Below are 19,988 nucleotides of genomic sequence, written 5' to 3' on the forward strand. Positions count from 1 at the left end.
TCGGATGATCCTAGCTTATTCTTAAGAATATTCTTTTTTAAATTATTCGATCCTATTTTCAGCAACTGGAATAATGACCTTATTGGCACTAATCTTCAACTAATCCTTACAATCTTTTTTGCTTTATGCTAAAATTTCTTTTTCAAGATAAAAAAATATTTTTGTCTTTAGAAGCCGTTTACAAGGAGGTTTAGAAATGAAAACAGCGACAGTTCACTCTTCACGTGATAGAAAAAATGGCTGTCTCCATGTTTTCAATTTGATATGGAAAAGAATCTAACCGTATGGACTTTACTATTATGTTTGATCATTGGATTAGCTTTATTACTTTTTAATGTGATTAGTTGGACAACATACTTTGTTGTAGTATTGATTATTGCTGGATTGACGTTCTATGAAAAAAAACGACGTTCCAACCTTAATAAATAAAACTCGTTTGATTATGTAAAGGCAACGAAAACTGCATTAGAAATATAGTTAAAAATAAGCGCCACCTCTCGAAAATCATTTTTATGGTTTCGAAAAGGGTGACGCTTATTTTATAATGAAGTGGATCTCAATTATATTAAATGATAGAACTGATGGGATGACAAATACGCTTTTTATACCACCAAGCTATTGTAATAATTCTGGCAATCCAAATACTTCAAATCCATAGATTCTTGCTGCAGTGTCTGATCCTTGTGTTGGTTTGTCAATACGTAATCGGACATATCGTGCAGATTGTACCGCAAAAGTCTCGACCGAGCTACTCGCCGTATTATTGGTAGTTTTGGCGACTTCTTTATATATCTCTCCATCTTCACTTAGTTCGATCACATATGCTTTTGTATTCATATCAGGACTTTCTCCACCTGCTTGCGCATGGTCTATACGAACTTCACTAATGGTTTGAACATGCCCTAAATCAAGTGTCAATTCGTGTGGCGGCGTACCCGTTGCACACCACTTAGTCGTCAAGTCGCCATCTATTGCAAAATGAGGTGCTTCCGCTTCATTGGTGTAAGAAGAAGCGGTCGCTTTCGCGTCTCGTGATAACAGCGGCAACTCAGTTGGTACTTTATCAGAAATTGTGATCAAACCGACTTTTTCGACAGGTGTCTCCCCTGCTTGATTGCTTGCCGTTAATTTGACTTTATAAACACCTTCTTTGTGGTAAGTGACAACTGGCGAATTTTCATGACTTGTCGTAATATCCCCACCTTCAAATTCCCAAGTAACCGTTTCGGTATTTAAAGATGACGTGTTTGTAAAAGTAATCGCTGACCCTGGAGCGGCTAACGTTCTTGAAGCAGTAAAATTAGCTCTCGGCACTTTATTATCCGGCCAATCAAAAGAAACGGTCTCTGAAGGTTCACCTTGATTACCCAGCGCATCAACAGGCACGACAATCAATTTTGTTTGCGTGGTGTCTAAGGTTCGTTCAAGGGCATTGATATAATGATTCGTAGCTGGTGTTGCTCCTAAGAAAGATTTTGAGTTATCAGGATTCAACCGGTAGATCTCATAATAGCTTGCTTGACTCTTCGTCTCATCCCAAGCAAGTCGTATGCCAGCGTATCGCCCTTCTTCTTCATCAAATGCAACATCTTCAAGCGTCAGTCCCGAAACTTTTGCGGTTGGAAGTTCCTTTCCCTCTGTCAGTGCTAATTGACCCAAGTGTAGCGCGTAATCGGACTGAGTCTCTGAAGAAGCAAGCTGATAAGAGAGTGTGTTGATTTTTTCTCCTGCCAACCGACTGACATCATAGCTGACAGTTGTCCAATCCCGACCGATTGGTTCACTTGCCGAGATGATTTCTTTTCGCCCGTCAGCCATTTCTAAAACTAAATCAAGCTGGCTAATACTCGTTGCTTTTGCCGTTGTTGTGACAGAAGTCTTGTCGGAAATGGTTTCATCCATTCGATATAGTTTGATTGTACTTGATGCCTCGTTCACCATACTCCCTTTAAGAAGCAAAGAATTCCCGCCACGAAACGCCTCATCATAATCCATCTCAACTGCTAATTGATTTTCTCCTTGATGTTCAAAGATCCAACGATACGTTGGCATCACGTCTTGCATACTGCGATTATTCCACTGTAGATTAGATACTTTTTTTCCATTAATGAAGTAACCATACCCATTCCCCACATTAAAATTCGTTACAAAAGGTATGCTGGTAATAGCGCTCTGCTCTACTGCATACGTAGAGATCCCAGGCCATTCTTTTTCTACCGGTGCCTTCCCTTTCGTTGGATCACCTTGTTCATTGACCCAAAAACGCATTTCACGACGTTGAAAATCAGCAGGATCACTTGCTGATGTGTAGGTCCAACTCGGGACATACAGTCCTAATGAAGTATAAGGAGTGCCAGTTTCATCTGTGAATAGCCGCCAGTTCACAGGGGTATCATACCCATTTTGTTGGACATCGATTCCCGCATATAATTGATAAGGATCGATCCCTAATTCATTGGCTTTTTTCTTTGAAGCTTTCAATAATTCTTGACTCGCTAAACGATCGGTATTCCACCAAAAATTCAAAAACATGCTATCAGCTAAAGGATTCATTTCCGCATCGACTAAAAACGCTTGGTTTTTATCTGTCAGCGCATTTTGCCAATCCATCTTCCCTTCCGAAGTCATCGAATCGTACCACATGATTTCTAAAGCTGCTGCTTTTTGCTTGAATTGTTTGATGAATTCTTGCATCAAATCCGCATGTTCTTTACTCAATCCTCCTGCTGTATTTGCCCCTTCTACCTTTTTTTGATTGTTTGCATCATCAAAACTTGTGACTAGTGTGTCCGTTTCCTGATTGATAAACCAGCCATCAAACCCATATCGAGTAGCTACTTCGATCAATTGATCAACTAAAGGAAAGGTACCATCCTCATCTTTTTGCAAGAATGTATCCAACCATTCGATTTTACCACCATGAGCGGACTGCGGAAAGAAAACTGTCCCTAATACTGGCACACCATTTTTATGGGCCGCATCAATGACATCAGGACTTGGCGGTACAATGATCCCTTCACCAGACGAACCACCCCAATACACAAGTTGGTCGATATATTGCCAATTGGAAAATACATTGGCATCAAAAGTATTGATACCTCTAGGCGCATTCCCACTTGTACTTCTATTCATGATCGACAAAGCGACCACTTTCATTTCTGGTGTTTGCGTGTCATTTGAAGTTGTCAGTGCCTTTTTATCGATCCGTTTTGCTAAAGGCACTTTACTGACGTTATAAGGTGCATCCGGATCTTTAGAAAATTCCCATTCTAACAATTCTTCAGGAAACCAGTAAGACGATTCCGGCTGATTATCCAATCCTCGTTGATAAGTTGCTGCTTCTGTTTCTTTGTAATCAAACGTTTTAGTCTCTGCGTGATACGTTGTCCCACTACCAATTGCACTTGATATTACTACTGCACAAAAGAGTCCGACTGCTATTTTTTTCTTATTCTTCATCTCCGCTCCCCCTAAATTTAATTGATACACAAAAATGATAACGCTTTCTTAAGCATGGGTATATGAACAAAGCATAGAACTTTCACAACAAATTATAGGTAACATGAATAAAAAACTGATTTTGATCGTCGATCGAAATCAGTTTTTGTATTTTTGATTCGCTATTATGCCGTTTTACGATAGATTTTATTTGAAACCCTCATGAAACCAATCAACTATAATAAAACTTGTATTGTAGGTCAGCATGATTAGTTACTTCAATGGTATTACCTTTATTCATGGAGATAGTTACTTCAACATTTGACTTTTCGTCGTTTGTTCAGTGATGACGGATTTTTCACTCATTCATTCCATCACTGAAAACACGAATCTCATAAACGATTTCTTCTAATGTTCCAGTGGAAGCTTCTGCTTCAATCGCAAGAACTGCCGCTTTTTTTTCAAAGATTTCTGGAAACAACTCTGGAAGGCGCTCACCGTAACTTTTAGGACTAAATCGGCATACGTATTCTCCACTAGGTAAAATCTTGATATTGTTACCGACATTTTTTGTAGGCTTGATCTCTATATACATATACTGCTGCACGTCTTTATCAATAAATTCATAGAGAATGCCAAAATCATATAAAGGCTCATACCCCGCTTCCATTGAGCGATCAAACAAATGGGCTGCTTCTGTATAAAGAGTCTTTTTGTTATCAGTCGGTTGGTAAGGAAAAACATATAAGTACTTTTCTGACAATTGGCGAATATGTTGCTTTTTAGAATGTCTGTATTTTTTTAATAATTTGATTTCCTCTTTGACCTCTTGCATCCCTTTTAAGTTTTGTTGAAGTAACTCGATTTTTTGCTTCATCAATTCTTCACTATACGATAAAAAAGATAGATAATCGATGGAATTATTTGGATCACTAAAGCGATGCAGTTCTTTTAATGGTAAACCAATCTCTACACATGCTTGAATCAGCTCGACCGCGCTCACTTGGGCTAAGGAATAATAGCGATAGCCAGAATCTGGATTGATGTATACCGGCAACAACACTCCGACTTGTTCATAATATCTTAACGATTTAATATTGACACCGGTTATTTTCGCCATTTCCCCGATACTCAACAATTCACTTCTTTTGTCCTTTTCTCTCATTGCAATTCTCCTACATACTAAATATTGCTCCAGTATCAAGTGCTTAGATATTGATTATACCATAGGCAATCTTTTAACTTTACATTTTATTGTTATTTTTTAATGTAAAATCATTTAACAAGCTTCTATTTTTCAAATATATTTAACTTCGAAAAATCCTAAACAACAATTATTTTACACTAATTTACATATTCTCTATTTTTTAAAACTATAAAAAACCAACGTAATATTATCACGTCTTGTATTATTCATTAGATAAAGATATAATATTAGTGTGTTTTCGATGAAGCGACAAAAAATTAGATACAAAAGCTCGTTCATCACAAATTGAATACGTTTTCTAACCGCACCTTGTGTTAACCATTTTTGGAAACTACTACATTTACATAGTAGTGAAAATAATTTTTTGGGGGAAAAAAATGAAAAAAATCGTTAGTCGTTCCGTGTTATTGTTCGTTCTACTATTTCTAGCTGCCTGTGGAAAGCAAGTCAGTGTTGATGACCTGAAAGCCAATGATTGGCTGATTGAAGAATTGGAGGAAGTAGACATGATTGCCTCTTTCTCAAATCATGTGGTATCGTTTCGCATTGATCCTTCTTCTTACCAATCGACCGCTACCAATGAATGGGAAGCCTTGGGTGAAGAATTTGCGAAAAGCATGCTTGAAGAATTTCAACATAAGTTTGAATACACGTTAGAAGGAAATATCATGACCTGGGAAAACGACGGGGAAACAGGCAAGTATACAGTAACAAAAGAAGATAAAAATATTATTCTCACACCTACCAAAGATAACGAGGAAGATAAAAAAATTGTTCTGAAGCCATATGATAAAAGTAAAACAGCAACATCTTCTACTTCTTCAGACAGCTCCACAACTGATAAAGACGCAACAGATGATTCATCTCTCGTAGATATCACTGATAACTCAACTGAACTAAGCGGCTCGGATGACGCGTCAGGTGATTCTGCTTTTGGCAAACGCTCAAACCCTGTGCCCCTCGACAACCCGATCACGTTCGACACTGTTTATTATGATGACGAATATGAAGAAATCGATACAAATATTTCCTTAACCATCAGTAACGTTGTCCGTGGTGAAGAAGCGTATAATTATATGATCAGCATGGATGAGTACAATGAACCAGCACCAGAAGGAAAAGAATGGGTAGTTTTTGATGCAGAGCTAACTGTCAATAAAGGGAGCCAAGATGAGCCATATCGCGCTTTTTCTAGATTCGTACCAGTTAGTTCAACTGGTGAAGAAGTCAATCAGGAAAGCTATAGCTACTTAGGCAACGAAGAATTTGGGAACAAAGATTTGTACGAAGGTGGTACGGACAAAGGCAAAGTTGCATTGCTCGTTCCGATTGGGGACGATACGCTTATTGAATTTAATGATTTTACAAATAGGATTTTTTTCAAATTACAGTAACCTTTGAAAAGCAGCAAGAAAACGTACTAGCGAGCATTAAAAATCATCGCCAGCTGACAGTAGCAGACCAGTCAAGATATGCTTATAAGGGCTACACTCCTAGAAATAACTATAGCCCGATCCAACTAGTTTTTACTTGACATCAGAGAAAAAGGACCCATCTAAATCAATACGTAGATGGGTCCTTTTGTCTCACTATTGGTTGTCATCTGCTGAAAACTTTTAATGGTCTTTTCCACTACTTGTAAAACAAATGTATCAGCTTTAAAACGCATTCTAAAAGCTTTTTAAAGTCTTTTAGAATGCGTTTTACATCATGTATTCATAAGGAGGTTGATCGACTATTTTATTTCGAAATCAATTGATTCGTCTCACGGACAATCATACGTTCTTCATTCGTCGGTACAATCATGACAGCCACTCGACCATTTTCTTGACTGACAATTGCTTGTCTTGTATTGTTTCTTTCTTCGTCAACAGTTATGCCAAACAATGACAATCCTTCACAAGATAGTTGACGAATGATTGGCGAGTTCTCTCCGATGCCAGCCGTGAAAATCAACACATCAAGTCCGCCTAGTTCAGCAGCGTAAGCACCGATCATTTGTTTTACGCGACCACAAAACATGTTCATTGCTAAAACCGCTTTTGGATCGCCCTGCTCAAAAGCTTCTTCGATGTCACGAGCATCACTACTGATGCCAGAAACTCCTTTGAATCCTGAGTCTTGGTTCATCATCTGCTCGATTTCTGCGAAGCTCATCTGTTTTTTTCTGCCTAGATAGGTCACGATGGAAGGATCGATATCGCCACAGCGAGTACCCATCATAATACCTGCTAAAGGAGTGAATCCCATACTAGTGATAACAGACTGGCCATTCTTGATCCCGCAAATACTCCCCCCATTTCCTAAATGACAGGAAATGATTTTTAAATCCTCAAGCTTTTTACCTAAAGACTTGGCAGCTTCCGTCGCCACAAATTGATGACTTGTCCCATGAAATCCGAAACGGCGAATTCCCTCTTCCTCATATAATTTATAAGGAATTGGATAAAGATAGTTTTCTTCTGGCATTGTTTGGTGGAATGACGTATCGAAAACAGCCACTTGCGGACAAGCTGGCAAATTATTTTTGAACGCTTCGATCCCCATGATGTTGATTGGGTTGTGCAACGGTGCTAAATGAGAAAGCGATTTGATTTTTTTCAATGATTCATCCTCAACGATACAGGACCCTTTGAAGAATTCTCCACCATGAGCGACACGATGGCCGACACCAGTGATTTCTGACAAATCAGCAACGATTTTTTCTTCCAATAAAAAATCTAGTAAATACTTGACTGCATCTTCATGTGTTTCACCTTTAACTGAGCGACTGCTTTTACCACCGTCTAAAGAATACGTCAAATCCATGGAGCTTGCTAACCCGATTCGTTCGAACAATCCCTTGGCGATCTTTTTTTCTTCAGGAAACTCATAGACTTGAAACTTTAACGAAGAACTTCCTGAATTGATTGCAATAATTAATTCTTTCAATGCTTTACCCCTCAATCTAATCTTTTACAGAATGTTTACTAAAAGCACAGCAATCGTTGCACCAACGATCGGGCCTACTAATGGTACCCATGCGTATTTCCAGTTATAGTCAGTGTTTTTATTTGGTAATGGCATCAATGTATACATCAAACGCGGACCAAGGTCACGCGCTGGATTGATCGCGTAGCCTGTTGTCGAACCAAATGAAAATGAAATTCCTACTAGCAAGAACAATGCAACAACTGGTTGGAATCCTCCTGGGAAGTCTCCCGCTGGAAGTAACAATAAGGTGAAGATAAATGCAAATGTTGCAATGATCTCACTGATGACATTCGCAATAGGTGCGTCGATTGCTGGACCTGTAGCAAAGATGCCTACGGAGTTTCCTTCATCTGGTCCGGTTTCTTTAAAGTGAGCCATAAATGAGATTGCAGCGATCAATGCACCTAAAAAAGCACCTGCAAATTGCGCTAAAACAAATGGTACAACCATATTCCATTCAAAAAGTCCGCCAATCGCAAAAGCAATCGAAACCGCAGGATTCAAATGACCTGGCGATCCAAAGTAGCCCGCAGAATAAATCCCTAACATTACGGCAACACCCCAGCCAAACGCAACTAATACCCAGTTGGCACCAACTGCTTTGGCCAAAGTCTTCTTCAAGTTGATGCTACAACCAACACCACAACCGAAAAGTGTTAAGACTAACGTTCCAATAAATTCACCTAATACTGTATTATCCATTTTTGTACCCCTTTTCAAACGATTTTATGATAGATTTCTTTTAGTTTTGTACGATCAAACGAGATTGGATTCGATTGGAAAGTAAAATCGTTTATCGCATTGTCAGCTACTTGTTCCGCTGCTCTGATCGCTGTTGATTCTTCGATGTTCCATTCGGCCAATGTTGCTGGCACCCCAGAATCTTTACTCAATCGCTTGATGGCATCTACTAATTTGATCACAGCCACTTCGTCTGAAAGACCGTTCGTACATAATTTAAGTTTTCTTGACACATCAGCGTATAAAGACTTTGCCGTCCAATCTTTGGCATTCGCTAAAACGACATGTGGTAACAACATCGCATTTGCTAAACCATGAGGAACTTTGAAAAGCGCGCCGACTTGATGTGCTAAAGCATGGCAAACACCTAAACCAGCATTGTCAAAAGCCACTCCAGCAAGTGTTGCTGCTTCGTGCATTTGGATGCGTGCATCTTCATTTTGGCCATTTTTGACACACTCAACTAAATTCGAAAAGACAAGCGTGATTGCTTTTTCTGCAAGCGCAGAAGAATAATTTGTTCGACCTTTTGCGACCAATGCTTCTAAGGCATGAGTCAAGACATCCAAACCACTGTATGCCGTGATCGAAGGTGGGCTTGTCATCACAAAATCAATGGACAAGATTGCTTCGTCAGGAATCAACTCTTCAGCAAATATCGGATATTTGATTTTGTTTGCCGTATCGGTGATCACAGCTGCACTGGTCACTTCAGATCCAGTGCCACTCGTTGTTGGGATCGCAACAAAATAATTGATTGATTGCTTTGCTACCTTCTGATAGAAATAGATGATCCCTTTTGCCGTGTCTAACGCTGAACCACCGCCAATTGCGATCACAACGGTTGGTTCAGCTTGCAAAGCCATTTGCATGCCTGTTACCACTTTTTCAATCGGCGGATCTGGCACGATCTCCGTAAAAGTGATCACGCGATTTTTTTGTTCTAGATATGCAATCATTTCACGTACTTTTTGATTGCTTTTCAAAAAAGGATCAAAAACGAACAAGACAGTTTCGTCTGAAAAACGTTCGAACCTTTTAACGATGTCCGTTGTTACAGCTACTTTTGTTTTCATTGACCATTGATTCAAAACTGTTTCCTCCTAACGAATCGAAAATCCGTCCGTTAATACACAACGACGTTTTCTAGCAAAATTTCTAGCAGTCGTCGTACACTCGCCGGTTGGTGTTGCAATCGTGAATGTGGTTGGACCTTCGCCACCAAATCCTAATCCTGCAAATGAAGAGCCATTTTTTACAAAGATCGAGGTTTGGAATTTTTTCGCTGCAAGGTTCAATCGTTGAATATTTTGGGAGTGCATCGTTGCTGTATGGTGACATTTATTTTCGATTCCTAATGCTGTCGGTAATGCTTCATCAAAATCTTTTACAGTCACGATCGGTAAGATCGGCATCAACATTTCTTTGACAACAAATGGATGATCTTTCTCTGTTTTCATGATGATCACTCGAATGTCCGCTGATACATGGACACCTACGGCGGCTAAGATCTCGCTCGCGTTTTTACCGACAAACTGTCGGTTAGGCGCACCATTTTCCGCAATCATCTGTTCGATCAATCGTTGAATGATTTGTTCATCACCTACATAATAAGCCCCTTGTTTTTCCATTTGTAAAATCAAGTAGTCAACGACTTGTTCGACAGCAACGACACTTTTCTCTGCCGTACATAAAATATTATTATCAAAAGATGCACCCAAGACAATATCTGCCGCTGCCTTATCAAGATCGGCGGTTTCATCAACAAGTGAAGGTGGATTGCCTTCTCCAGCAGCAATCGTTTTCTTACCACTCTTCATTGCTTGTCTCACCACACCAGGACCGCCTGTGATCACTAATAGTGAAATGTCTGGATGGGACATCATCTCTTGAGCAGCTTCAATCGAAGGTTTTTCGATCGTTACAACCAAGTTATGGATGCCACAGCTTTGATAAATCAATTCATTCAATTTTGAAACGACCCAGCCAGAAATGCGCTTCGCGCCTGGATGAACACTGAAATAAATAGCATTGCCTGCTGCAATCATTCCGATTGCGTTACAGATCAACGTTTCTGCCGGATTAGTACTTGGTGTCACCGCACCGATCACGCCATACGGAGATAACTCATAAAGGGTCATTCCGTTGTCACCAGTGACCGCTTCAGTAATAAGATCTTCGACACCTGGTGTCTTGTTGATCGCAAGAGTCAATTTTTGGATCTTATCTTCATATCTTCCCATTTTCGTTTCTTCCACTGTTTCACGAGCAATTGTTTCGATATGAGGTGTCATTCCAGTACGAATCGTAGCAATGATTGCTCTTCGTTGTTCCAATGACAAGTCATCTAAACGATCTTGTGCTACTTTTGCTGCGGCAACTGCTGCATCAACCGTTGGAAAAATCCCGACGGAAGAAGTTGCAACTGTTGCGGTAGTCGGTTCTTCTAAAAGGATTCCTTGAATCACTTTCATGATTTGTTCTTTTAATTGTTCTTCGCCCATCATGCTCGCTCCTTAAACTTTTCAATTCCTTTTGTTGCAATTGCCCTATCTTGATCTGGACTACCACCGCTCACACCAATACCACCAACAATGTTTCCTTGCCCATCTTTGAGAAGGAATCCACCACCAAAGGTCACAAGCTTTCCATCACTTAATGTTTCTAATTGGAAAAGCGGCTGGTTTGGTTGTACCAACTCCGTTAGTTCGTGGGTGTCAGCTTTCATTGAGACCGTTGTATAAGCCTTTTTGATTGCCATGCTTTCACTCACAATCAGTGCATCGTCCATTCGATAGAATTGTTTCAAAGCCCCGTTTTTATCAACGATTGCAATAGAAACCGGTACGCTCAAACAATTCGCATGATCGATACACGCGTGAACGATCTCTTCAAAATCAAGTTTGATCTTTGGTTGTTGCACCCGTTTTTGATAACGACGGATGATTTGATTAAGCAGCACTTCTTGTTCCTGTTCATGATCTGCTTCACGGGCAAAAGAGTACAGACAATCAGATAAACGGTTGGCAAACTTGCTGAGTTCTGAACGGACTTCTTCGTTTTCCATAAAGCGATCAAGAACACGTTCCCCACGACGGCAAACCGTCCGAGCAACATGCAACTGCGCCCCTGCTAGACTTTTTCCAGGCAAAATAAATTCATGGATTTCTGGTAGTTTTGCTGTTTTTTCATCGATCCAGATTTCCAATTGATGAATATCTTCCGCAGAGATCAAGTCGCTTTTATGCGCTAATTTATCCTTTTTTGTTGCTGTCGCTAATTCTGCGTTCATCTGAAAAAGTTTATTTTGCACCCAGTTAAGCGCTTGTTGGCTTTCTGGATTTTTCAACATTTTTTGTGCCAAGCTGATTTGCGCACAGCACTCGTCAAACGTTCCATAGACTTCTACTCGTAAACTTGCTTTTTTTACTCGTGTCCCATCAAAAAGGCTCGTCATTCCTTGATCACCAGTTTTTGTATAGATCGGCATTCTTTTCACTTCCTTACATATCAAACGTATCGATGATACCAACAATCGCACAATCCACCGCTTCTGATGGCTCCGAGAATAAATGTCTCGCTGAACTACCGCTATTTAACAGAACATAATCACCAATTCCAGCACCTACCGTATCAGCTGCCACTTGTTGAAAACGTACTGCCTCTTTTTGAGCATTTATCGGTTGCACGATCATTAATTTTTTGCCTACAAGAGAGGAATCTTTTTGAGTAGAAACAACGCTACCAATAATTTTTCCCATTAACATTGCGATCCGCTCCTTTTACAGATAGTCATCTGTTTTTCCTGAATTTTTTCTTGCGCCAATAATGTAAAGTTTTGATTCGTTGAAAGTATCAACGCTGCTTGATTCGGTAAAACAGCCACTTGCTTGTAAGTGATATACCGATTCGAAAAGGCATAACATGGTTTTTCAGCAACTGTAAAAACTTCGACGTTATAATGGAAGATTTCTACAGGTATCAAAGTCAGATCCGAAAAAGAGCATTGAAATCTAAGCTCACAACCGTAGTCCAAGCTACGAAATAGCCATCGTACGAATGGGTCGTTCTCATTTTTTGTTGCAAATTTCGTTAAAAAGAAGCAGTCGCAATTTTTGACATAGATATATTTATTCGACAAAAAAGGGCTGATCGAATCCGTTTGAACGGAATCAGTTGATACGAACAATGTACTTTTTTCTCTTTTTATTAGCCAACCCACTACTTTTTGAACAATATCTTCCATACGAAACTCCTATTCCACAATGACTTTTGAGGCCATCGCTATGCCGATCGGTGTAACGAATTGCGGATGAACAGGTTTCAATACTTTCTTACCAATGACGCTACTCATTTCTTCTTCAAACTGTGAAAAATAGGCAGCCCCGCCGACAACAAAAATCGGCTCGATTGGATGTTCATCTAGCATTTTTTTGGCGATGGTCGCCATTTTTTGGATCACTGGACGACAAATCGTAAAATTTTCTGCTTCATTTTTGGGATTTCTCTTTATTTTTTCTGCGTCATCTATATCTACGCTATGATAACCGACGATCACTAGAGTCATATGTGTACCACCAGTTGGTTCATCATCAACGAAGGCAACTTCTCCATTTTTAAGGACACTGATCCCCGTCGTACCGCCCCCGATATCAATGACGGCCCCATCTGCAATGCCAAGTGTCAAGGCAGCCGCTGATGGCTCATCCACTAACTGGTCGATTTCCATGCCGGCACTTTCAATGACGTTTGCCACGACTTTTTTGTTGTTGCCGATCGTTCCTGGGGGGATAGCCCCGGAAGCGGCTTTAAGTGCAAACCCTAAAGCCGCTTCCGCTTCTTCCCTTAATACTTCAACGATCTTTACTGCTTTTTGATAATCAACGACCAAGCCATCACGTATCACTTTGGCTTCTTTGAACGCACCGAACAATGGTTGATTGTCAGCATCTAAGACAACTAAGACGATCGAAGCTGTGCCCAGATCCACACCAACCTTATAGCCATCGGCCGCTTTGTGACCAGTTGGCACAAAAGAATGGACGATTTTATTGAAAGATTCTAGTAACTCATTGCCTTTCTCAATTCCTTGCATCTTTTGCTCCTTCTGATCAACGAATGATCCTTGCTCTAGTTTCGGTAGTGACATTGGCCGCATTGGCTTCATCTGTATCGATGTGCATTTCCATGATAAATTTTTCGTGCGGGCGTAGCGCAACCTCATGATAGACAGTTCCTCGTTCGCCAGATAAAATTTCGACTGAAACGCTCTCATCCTTATGCAGATCCAAACGTTTCATATCTTCATGATTCAAATGGATATGACGTTGTGCGATGATTGCAGCTGGGATCGTAATTGAAGCAGCTTCGGTCATCAAAGTGATTTCTACTGCTTCATCAAGATCACCAGAAAGTTTGATTGGTGGATTGATCCCTAATAGACGTGCATCTGTTTTTGATACTTCTACTTGTGAGCGATTGCGGAACGGACCCAGAATCCGCACTCTTTCGATCTTTCCTTTTGGACCGATCAACGTCACCGTTTGTTTTGCCGCAAATTCACCTGGTTGCTTTAAATCACGCAATTTTTCGATGGATTGTCCTGGGAAAAGTTGTTCAAAGTGAGCAGGTGTCAAATGGATATGACGATTAGAGATACCGATCGGAAAGGTTTGATCAAGATCTGCGATCACCTTCCGAACGATTTCTTTCAACTCAGCTTTTGAAAAATCAAGCATTGTTTTGACCTACTAATAGTTTGTTCACATCATGATGAGGGCGAGGAATCACGTGTACAGAAACCACTTCACCTACACGCTCAGCTGCGGCAGAACCTGCATCTGTCGCTGCTTTGACCGCACCAACATCTCCACGAACCATGATCGTTACTAAACCAGAACCGATTTTCTCCGTTCCGATCAATTGTACGTTAGCGGCTTTCACCATTGCATCAGCTGCCTCGACAGCCCCTACTAAACCTTTTGTTTCGATCATTCCTAATGCGTCATTCATTTATGTGTTCCTCCTAGTTTTTCTTATTTTTTTTGGTTGCAGTTTTATTTCCTTTTTTTGAAGAATCTTTTGACTTTTTTTCTTTGCTTGCCACTTCATCAGTGCTAAGTGAAGTAGGTTCTTTCTTATCTTCCTTGATAACAGGTACATTTTCACTCTTCACTGGTGTGGTTTTGTCTAATGAGGATTCTTGCTTCGTTGCTGTTTCCTCAACAATAGTGACAGGTGTCTCTTCTTGGATCGGCTCATGTTGCTCTTCTTTTGAAGAAAAGACATCAAGGATATTGTCTCCTGGTCTTGGTATAACTAGAGAAGAGACGTAAGCATCCAGACCAATGGCAGCTGACTTTGCTGCATCGATCGCTGCTTTGACCGCCCCGACATCCCCTTGGATCATCACGGTCATCCAGCCAAAACCTTTTGTTTTTTCTATACTCAAAAGTTCAATATTTGCGGATTTCACCATGATATCAGAAAGGTTGATGGCACTGGCTAATCCTGTTGATTCGATCATTCCGATTGCTTGATTCATTGTTTCACCTCCAATAATTCCAAGGATTTTAATGGAATACCTTTGACGATTCGAGCAGCATTACTTCCTAGATTTCTCAAGATCGCAGAAGGGACAATTGAAACATGCTCCAACACTTGATAAGGTTTCTCTTTTTTCAAGCTTTTATGATGTATGCAAAGAGTGTCCCTGCTCCCACCAATACCTACTTGTAAAGGAGAAGCTAAAGCCGCTTCATACGCCGCTTGTGCTGCATCCTCAAACACTTTTGCTTCTAGCTTATACGGAATGCTTTCTTCTTCTATCCCATAGAGTAAGGAAGTCAAGATTTCTTCGTCTATTCCATCTACGTAGATGATGATCGACGGTCTATCCATGTTCATTCCTCCTCAAATGTGAAAGGATCAACCCAGTGGCAACCGCATTTCTAGGACCTTCACACGCACGGACATTTCCTTGTCCAGCAACTAACCCATAGTGAGATAACGCATCTGTCACGATTTGGGGAATCTCAAAATCAAGTGCTGATCCTCCAACGATCACAACAAAAGGAATATCACGGATGTTGCCAGTTGGACTTACTCGTTTCAATGCTCGAATCGTGTTTGTTACAAATACTCGTTTTTTCGCTGTCTGTCTAACCAATTTGATTTTTTCGATCGAAAGATCAAGTGGAATTGGAATGAGACCCTCTGGTTTGACAACGACAACTTTCGCAAATAAATGAGGATCTAACGGTTCCTCAAAGAATTGCACACTACCGTCTTCATGTCGGATATAAAAGATGTTCTCTACTTTTGCCAAAGGATACTTTTTGATATCTTCTGCCAAGTAAATATCGTCGATCCCTAACTCCGACTTGATCAATAATGTCACCATATCTCCTGCACCAGCCAAATGTGTAGCAGAAATCGCTTGTTCCCCAATGATCGACGCATCAGTCGAACCAGCACCTAAGTCCAAAATAGCTAAAGGTGTGCTTGTACCAGGTGTCGTCAAGGCGCCTAAAATAGCCGCTTCTGCTTCTGCTCCGCCAATTTCAACAGGTGTTTTCAAATCTTCTTCAATGGATTGTGCGATTTTCGACATTTGCAAATGATCCGATTTGACCATCGAAGCAATCCCTACTGCTTGCTCCATCGAGAACTCACCGGCAACACCACCTTTGACCTCTATAGGAACAAAAGTATCGACTGCCAGTAAGTCTTGGATGAAAATTTCTGCGAGGGGGCGTTCCGTTAAATTCGCCATCGTTAGTCGAACTTTTTCGAGCATCCCATCGACATTGGTTCCTGACTCACCAGTCACATTGTCGATTTCTGCAAACGAACTCACCGCAGTCATGATATCTTCTGCACCAGCAGAGATTTCAACGATCTTGCGACGATTGCCACCTGTAATCTCAATACTTCCTGCCGGGATCACTCGTGCTTGTACATCCCCTTGAGGTGTCTTGATCACAACGGCAGAACGATTACCAATCAACGCACGAGCCATAGGAACGATACTTTTCGTTGCTTCTGAATCCAGTTCAAAAACTGTCGCAATACCATATGGATTCGATAATTGAGCAACCCCTTGACCGGCAGGCGCTACTTCTACCGCAGCTAACATGCCTAGTGGGATGTTTTCAATATAAGCAACTTCGTCTATGATCGGGATCTTATGGGTCAAACGATTATTGACTAAAACCCCATCATCACTTTGAAGAATCGCACCTGTGACCCGAATGTTACTTTCAACGATTTGGTTGATCCATTTTGCCGCCTGATCAAATTCGATTTCTTTTTCAACGACGACGACATAGTCATCATCGCTGAATTTTTTTTGGACTAATTCTGATAATTTGATCGTTTTTCCTACGCCTAAGCCATGACCGCCAGGCGTTTTTGGGTTATGACCGATCATCGTCGATTCGGTGATGATCGTTTCAGTGATCATCTCCATCGCCACGTCACCAATGACAGGCGTTGCCTCGTTGATACGGATCAAATCGATATCAGAGATCGTAAGGTCATTTTTAGTGCAAGCTTCATTGATTGCTTTATAGATCCCAAAGAGATTCTTCTTCGTTCCTTTGATCCCCGTTGTTTCAGTAATAGCCGATTGTAGAAAATGAACCTGATCATTCGTATCGATCTCTGCAAGTGCGATCTCCGTTGAGGAATTTCCAATATCAATACCTATAATACGTTTCATGCACATTCCTCCCGATAACTGGCGATCCTTTAATTATCCCCTTTGAGCTTCTTACGTGTTTCATAATGTTCACTTGCTTCACGGAAATAAGCAGCAGAGATTTTCGCATGGTATTTCGTTTCTAATTCGTCGGCAATATCTAACAATTCTTGTTTACTTGAGCGATACGGACGTAACGCATTGTACATTGCTAAGACACGCTCATCAGGGACTGCTGTCAATTCTGCGGCACGATCGAAGTTAGAAGAAATCGTCTTGCGACCCGCGCTATGAGCAATTTCACCTTGCGCTTTTAAGATCGATGGTGTGATCTTCAAATCTTCTGGCGTTAAAGAACCGTTCAATACATTAGCTAAAGTGATATCTTCTAATGTTTTGCCCGTTTTTGTTTTCACCCAGTCTGGATGTTTGACAGCAATTGGGTAGTCAGCAGTCGTCGCTTGGGCGCCATTCGCAACTTCAGTTGTCCCAGTCGGTTTATTATTCATATCTTGTAAGATATTTCTTACCAAGCTTTCTAATGTCTGTTCGTTCATCTGTTTCACCTCGTTATAATGTTACAGCAATTTCTTCTGCTGGTTTCCCAATGACAACATGCTTTGTTTCTTTGATGTGAAGTAAAGCAGATTGTGCTTGGTATTTCGGACGTGCCATTTGGTCATTCATCATCGGCACTGGATTTGGTGATTCGCCTTTTGCATATTTCGCAGCGTTCTTACCGATTGCACGATACGTTTCCAGCGTGATCAGTGGCGCTTGCGGGAATAATTCAAGATTTGACAATGGTTGTAGATCTTTTTGGTGAATGATCGCCGTTCCTTTTGATTGGATCGACACGCAAATTCCTGAACCTGAAAGCTTATCTCCCTCAACTGCGACAAATGCCACATCAGATGAACGGAAAACTTTAATTACACGGGCTTTCAACCCTTCTTCTTCGATTCCTGCAATCACTTGTTTCAAGATATCTTTATGGCTCACACCAATGATATTCGTTGTTTGAGATGTTGCGAATGCAGGTCCAACTGCAATAACCACTTCGTCTTGTGCATTGCCAGGTTGTGCGACACCGATTGAACGGAACCAAGATTCAGAATTGTTGTCTGTCATTACAACCGTTGACGGTGTACTTTTGAATGCAACTGTTTGTTCACTTTTCGTTGTATCCATTTCAGTCAAGACTTCTTGAATGATCGATCTTAGTAAATTTTCGTTGATTTCTGCCATTTCATACTCCTCCTATATATCCTGCGGGTTGATTGCGTTAGGAATTGCTTTCACTTTTTCCCACTCTGAGCCGTCTAAACGGTGTCCAGTTCCTGGTCCAGCATAGTCATTTTTATCATTGACAGCAGAAATGACATTCCAATCTTTATCAAAGATAGAAGAAGTTTGTAAAAAGTCTCCGGCAACGCGTTGTTTCAATAGATTCAATACACTGACCGCCACATCTTCAAAGCCTGTTTTAGATAATGCTTTGACTAGATCTAAACCAGTTGCTCCACTAGCCAACAACTCTTCTGCACCTTTGATATCTTGAACCATATCACGAGCAGGCATGTCATCAGAACCACGAGCATAAGTCGCCGCTTCTACTTCTTCGTCTGTGATCGTTGGTAACCCTAACTCTGCAAATAGTGCTTGCATCGCTTTCGCTGCTTTATTACGAACTTTGATCACTTCTGCTTCTTTGACTGGTCGTAAACCACCATCAACACGAAGGTCACGTTGTAAAATGTTGTAATCGTCGAAATCATCTGCATCAAAGTTTGAACCCGCAAACATATTGTCGTAATTCGGAGTTGCAGAGTAGCCAGAAGAGATATAGTCAGTCCCTGGTAAGAATTGCATCAATAAACGAGCTGTTCGACGGATATCTGAGTGAGAGAATGTTTGGTCATTTCCAGAGGCCACTTCAAGGTCAAGCAACATAGCGATCAAGTTTTCCGCTAAGACCGCACGAATCCCTGATGGCACCGCACCTGGAATACCGATACAACTGATCGAACCATTTTGTAACCCTTGAACCCCCGCTGCTTTTGTCAGATAAATACATCTAGTTTCCAAGTACAACATCGATTTGCCTTCTGCATAACCCATTTGTACTTCTGAACCAGTCCCTGAGGTGAAACGCATCTTCAAGCCGCGAGACGCATAACATGAGGCAAGGAATCCTTTCGACCAAGGCGTATCATCGCCATCGGTAAATACTTTCTCTGTTCCATAAACTGAGATCGTTTCAGCATAAGCTGTGAATCCTCTCATACCAAGGTCAAGTTCAGTTGCTTCTTCCAATGAGCACTGTGTCAACACCCCTGGACGTCCAACTTGTGAACCAATCATAATCGAGATGGCATTAAATGGTGCATAACGTGCAACCGCAACTGTTGTTTCTTGCTCATCAAAGCCACGTAAAGCGCCTTCAGCGGCATCCGCAGCAATCTGCACTGGGTTGTCGCGTAAGTTTGTTACGTGAGATTGGGTGGTAGGACGACGGCGAGCACGCATTTTTTGCACAGCCATCATCATTTCAACCACGTTCATGTAGCCAACCACTTCATTGATTTTTGCCGGTGTAGCAGAAGTCGTCAATTGGATGATTTCTTCACGACAAATGTTCGGATCAACGATTTTATTCGCTAATTCTTTCGATGACATTTGCATGACTTCTTCCGCACGAGTGATGTCGATGCCATACTGTGCGATATAAGCATCGATCAAATCAAAGTCTTCTTTTGCTTTCCCATCTAATTCAACGACCTCACCCGCAACGATCTTGATGCTTGGTTTTGGATCATTAGGACTTTGCATGGCAATCAGACCTTCGTCTATCCACTCATCAACAAATCCATCCTGGTTCACTGGTCTTTTTGATAATTCTTCAAATCGTTTCGATTTCATCTATTT

At 41.0% G+C, this 19,988-nt stretch carries 19 protein-coding genes; 1 reads left to right on the plus strand and 18 read right to left on the minus strand.

The genetic code is table 11. From position 1 onward, the window contains the following. Positions 1-615 precede the first annotated feature (615 nt). A complete protein-coding gene (locus EM4838_RS07055) occupies positions 616-3,459 on the minus strand; it encodes an endo-beta-N-acetylglucosaminidase (protein ID WP_071867447.1) in 2,844 nt (947 codons plus the stop codon). Positions 3,460-3,796: 337 nt separating this feature from the next. Beyond that, positions 3,797-4,603: a MerR family transcriptional regulator gene (locus tag EM4838_RS07060; RefSeq protein WP_071867448.1), complete on the minus strand. Its 807-nt coding sequence runs from the start codon at positions 4,601-4,603 to the stop codon at positions 3,797-3,799. Between the two features lie 419 nt (positions 4,604-5,022). Here EM4838_RS07060 and EM4838_RS16835 point away from each other — a divergent pair, with 419 nt between their 5' ends. After that, positions 5,023-6,039 (plus strand): hypothetical protein, encoded by a 1,017-nt coding sequence (locus tag EM4838_RS16835; protein ID WP_071867449.1) that lies wholly within the window; start codon positions 5,023-5,025, stop codon positions 6,037-6,039. 346 nt (positions 6,040-6,385) lie between these two features. Here EM4838_RS16835 and EM4838_RS07070 read toward each other — a convergent pair whose 3' ends face one another. From EM4838_RS07070 to EM4838_RS07145, 16 genes are read right to left on the minus strand one after another with little or no spacing between them, the layout of a single operon-like run. Next, a complete protein-coding gene (locus EM4838_RS07070) occupies positions 6,386-7,576 on the minus strand; it encodes an acetate/propionate family kinase (RefSeq protein WP_071867450.1) in 1,191 nt (396 codons plus the stop codon). A 24-nt stretch (positions 7,577-7,600) separates the two neighbouring features. Next, complete coding sequence (locus EM4838_RS07075) at positions 7,601-8,320, minus strand: MIP/aquaporin family protein (RefSeq protein WP_071867451.1); 720 nt, start codon at positions 8,318-8,320, stop codon at positions 7,601-7,603. 14 nt (positions 8,321-8,334) lie between these two features. Next, complete coding sequence (locus tag EM4838_RS07080; protein ID WP_071867452.1) at positions 8,335-9,450, minus strand: 1-propanol dehydrogenase PduQ; 1,116 nt, start codon at positions 9,448-9,450, stop codon at positions 8,335-8,337. A gap of 12 nt (positions 9,451-9,462) precedes the next feature. Continuing rightward, the gene (locus tag EM4838_RS07085) at positions 9,463-10,863 is read right to left on the minus strand and encodes an aldehyde dehydrogenase family protein (RefSeq protein WP_071867453.1); all 1,401 of its coding nucleotides are present in this window, start codon (positions 10,861-10,863) and stop codon (positions 9,463-9,465) included. Further along, on the minus strand, positions 10,863-11,849 hold the full coding sequence (locus EM4838_RS07090; RefSeq protein ID WP_071867454.1) for a cob(I)yrinic acid a,c-diamide adenosyltransferase: 987 nt from the start codon (positions 11,847-11,849) through the stop codon (positions 10,863-10,865). The genes EM4838_RS07085 and EM4838_RS07090 overlap by 1 nt, the downstream gene beginning before the upstream one ends. A gap of 13 nt (positions 11,850-11,862) precedes the next feature. Further along, complete coding sequence (locus EM4838_RS07095) at positions 11,863-12,126, minus strand: EutN/CcmL family microcompartment protein (protein WP_071867455.1); 264 nt, start codon at positions 12,124-12,126, stop codon at positions 11,863-11,865. Beyond that, on the minus strand, positions 12,120-12,605 hold the full coding sequence (gene pduM / locus EM4838_RS07100) for a PduM family microcompartment protein (RefSeq protein WP_071867456.1): 486 nt from the start codon (positions 12,603-12,605) through the stop codon (positions 12,120-12,122). The genes EM4838_RS07095 and pduM overlap by 7 nt, the downstream gene beginning before the upstream one ends. 9 nt (positions 12,606-12,614) lie before the next feature. Further along, positions 12,615-13,454, minus strand: a complete 840-nt coding sequence (gene eutJ, locus EM4838_RS07105) for an ethanolamine utilization protein EutJ (protein ID WP_071867457.1) — start codon at positions 13,452-13,454, stop codon at positions 12,615-12,617. Positions 13,455-13,470: 16 nt separating this feature from the next. After that, the gene (gene pduL / locus EM4838_RS07110) at positions 13,471-14,097 is read right to left on the minus strand and encodes a phosphate propanoyltransferase (protein ID WP_071867458.1); all 627 of its coding nucleotides are present in this window, start codon (positions 14,095-14,097) and stop codon (positions 13,471-13,473) included. Further along, positions 14,090-14,371 carry a BMC domain-containing protein gene (locus EM4838_RS07115; RefSeq protein ID WP_071867459.1) on the minus strand — a complete coding sequence of 94 codons (282 nt, stop codon included), beginning with the start codon at positions 14,369-14,371 and terminating at the stop codon, positions 14,090-14,092. The genes pduL and EM4838_RS07115 overlap by 8 nt, the downstream gene beginning before the upstream one ends. 13 nt (positions 14,372-14,384) lie before the next feature. After that, complete coding sequence (locus tag EM4838_RS17085) at positions 14,385-14,903, minus strand: BMC domain-containing protein (protein ID WP_071867460.1); 519 nt, start codon at positions 14,901-14,903, stop codon at positions 14,385-14,387. Beyond that, the gene (locus tag EM4838_RS07125; protein ID WP_071867461.1) at positions 14,900-15,259 is read right to left on the minus strand and encodes a glycerol dehydratase reactivase beta/small subunit family protein; all 360 of its coding nucleotides are present in this window, start codon (positions 15,257-15,259) and stop codon (positions 14,900-14,902) included. Before EM4838_RS07125 ends, EM4838_RS17085 begins: the two co-directional genes overlap by 4 nt. Further along, entirely contained in the window at positions 15,252-17,081 is a 1,830-nt protein-coding gene (locus EM4838_RS07130; RefSeq protein WP_071867462.1) for a diol dehydratase reactivase subunit alpha, read from the minus strand. Before EM4838_RS07130 ends, EM4838_RS07125 begins: the two co-directional genes overlap by 8 nt. 29 nt (positions 17,082-17,110) lie before the next feature. Beyond that, positions 17,111-17,617 carry a diol dehydratase small subunit gene (locus tag EM4838_RS07135; RefSeq protein WP_071867463.1) on the minus strand — a complete coding sequence of 169 codons (507 nt, stop codon included), beginning with the start codon at positions 17,615-17,617 and terminating at the stop codon, positions 17,111-17,113. Between the two features lie 13 nt (positions 17,618-17,630). Next, positions 17,631-18,308, minus strand: a complete 678-nt coding sequence (locus EM4838_RS07140) for a propanediol/glycerol family dehydratase medium subunit (protein WP_071867464.1) — start codon at positions 18,306-18,308, stop codon at positions 17,631-17,633. A gap of 12 nt (positions 18,309-18,320) precedes the next feature. Next, complete coding sequence (locus EM4838_RS07145) at positions 18,321-19,982, minus strand: propanediol/glycerol family dehydratase large subunit (protein WP_071867465.1); 1,662 nt, start codon at positions 19,980-19,982, stop codon at positions 18,321-18,323. Between the last annotated feature and the right edge of the window lie 6 nt (positions 19,983-19,988).

This window comes from Enterococcus mundtii, from assembly GCF_002813755.1.
In the GTDB taxonomy this organism is placed as follows: domain Bacteria; phylum Bacillota; class Bacilli; order Lactobacillales; family Enterococcaceae; genus Enterococcus_B; species Enterococcus_B mundtii.

Bases quoted from the DNA above. Each gene is read 5' to 3' on its own strand.
- EM4838_RS07125 (WP_071867461.1), bottom strand. From the start codon at position 15,259: ATGGATAGACCGTCGATCATCATCTACGTAGATGGAATAGACGAAGAA.
- pduM (WP_071867456.1), bottom strand. From the start codon at position 12,605: ATGGAAGATATTGTTCAAAAAGTAGTGGGTTGGCTAATAAAAAGAGAA.
- EM4838_RS07135 (WP_071867463.1), bottom strand. From the start codon at position 17,617: ATGAACGAACAGACATTAGAAAGCTTGGTAAGAAATATCTTACAAGAT.
- EM4838_RS07145 (WP_071867465.1), bottom strand. From the start codon at position 19,982: ATGAAATCGAAACGATTTGAAGAATTATCAAAAAGACCAGTGAACCAG.
- EM4838_RS07055 (WP_071867447.1), bottom strand. From the start codon at position 3,459: ATGAAGAATAAGAAAAAAATAGCAGTCGGACTCTTTTGTGCAGTAGTA.
- eutJ (WP_071867457.1), bottom strand. From the start codon at position 13,454: ATGCAAGGAATTGAGAAAGGCAATGAGTTACTAGAATCTTTCAATAAA.
- EM4838_RS07095 (WP_071867455.1), bottom strand. From the start codon at position 12,126: ATGTTAATGGGAAAAATTATTGGTAGCGTTGTTTCTACTCAAAAAGAT.
- EM4838_RS07075 (WP_071867451.1), bottom strand. From the start codon at position 8,320: ATGGATAATACAGTATTAGGTGAATTTATTGGAACGTTAGTCTTAACA.
- EM4838_RS07115 (WP_071867459.1), bottom strand. From the start codon at position 14,371: ATGAATGACGCATTAGGAATGATCGAAACAAAAGGTTTAGTAGGGGCT.
- pduL (WP_071867458.1), bottom strand. From the start codon at position 14,097: ATGCTTGATTTTTCAAAAGCTGAGTTGAAAGAAATCGTTCGGAAGGTG.
- EM4838_RS07130 (WP_071867462.1), bottom strand. From the start codon at position 17,081: ATGAAACGTATTATAGGTATTGATATTGGAAATTCCTCAACGGAGATC.
- EM4838_RS16835 (WP_071867449.1), top strand. From the start codon at position 5,023: ATGAAAAAAATCGTTAGTCGTTCCGTGTTATTGTTCGTTCTACTATTT.
- EM4838_RS07060 (WP_071867448.1), bottom strand. From the start codon at position 4,603: ATGAGAGAAAAGGACAAAAGAAGTGAATTGTTGAGTATCGGGGAAATG.
- EM4838_RS07085 (WP_071867453.1), bottom strand. From the start codon at position 10,863: ATGGGCGAAGAACAATTAAAAGAACAAATCATGAAAGTGATTCAAGGA.
- EM4838_RS17085 (WP_071867460.1), bottom strand. From the start codon at position 14,903: ATGAATCAAGCAATCGGAATGATCGAATCAACAGGATTAGCCAGTGCC.
- EM4838_RS07140 (WP_071867464.1), bottom strand. From the start codon at position 18,308: ATGGCAGAAATCAACGAAAATTTACTAAGATCGATCATTCAAGAAGTC.
- EM4838_RS07090 (WP_071867454.1), bottom strand. From the start codon at position 11,849: ATGCCGATCTATACAAAAACTGGTGATCAAGGAATGACGAGCCTTTTT.